This is a genomic window from Vibrio sp. 1727 (assembly GCF_033344415.1).
Lineage (GTDB): Bacteria > Pseudomonadota > Gammaproteobacteria > Enterobacterales > Vibrionaceae > Vibrio > Vibrio alginolyticus.
Genome location: NZ_JAWPOT010000234.1, coordinates 1 through 730 on the forward strand (window position 1 = coordinate 1; position 730 = coordinate 730).

Below are 730 nucleotides of genomic sequence, written 5' to 3' on the forward strand. Positions count from 1 at the left end.
CCTAGTAAAAGACGTTGAGTTCAAAGTATTCTCTGGTCCAGCGAACGACGAAAAAGGCCGCGTTGCAGTTATCCGTGTACCAGGCGGTGCAGAGTTAACTCGTAAGCAAATCGACGGCTATGCAGAGTTCGTAGGTATCTACGGTGCAAAAGGTCTAGCATGGATGAAGGTTAACGACCGTGCGGCAGGTGTGGAAGGTATCCAATCTCCTGTAGCTAAATTCCTAAGCGAAGACGTAATCAACGGTATCCTAGATCGCACTCAAGCGGAATCTGGCGACATCATTCTATTTGGTGCAGATAAAGCTAACATCGTTGCGGAAGCACTAGGCGCACTTCGTCTTAAACTAGGTAAAGACCTAGGTCTGACTAAAGAAGGCACTTGGGCTCCTCTATGGGTTGTTGACTTCCCAATGTTCGAGGAAGACGACGAAGGCAACCTACACGCGATGCACCACCCATTCACATCACCTCTAGGTGTGACAGCGGAAGAGCTAAAAGCGAACCCAGCAGTAGCGAACTCAAACGCATACGATATGGTGCTAAACGGCTACGAAGTGGGCGGTGGTTCTGTACGTATCCACAACGCAGAAATGCAAGCTGCGGTATTCGATATCCTAGGTATCGATGCAGAAGAGCAACAATTGAAATTCGGCTTCCTATTGGACGCTCTAAAATTCGGTACGCCTCCACATGCTGGTCTTGCATTTGGTCTAGACCGTCTAGTAATG

Annotated in this window: 1 protein-coding gene; it reads left to right on the plus strand. The window is 48.6% G+C overall.

What is annotated here, in order from left to right:
* A partial coding sequence (locus R8O10_RS24970; protein WP_318191924.1) for an amino acid--tRNA ligase-related protein occupies positions 1 to 730 on the plus strand: 730 nt, incomplete at both ends.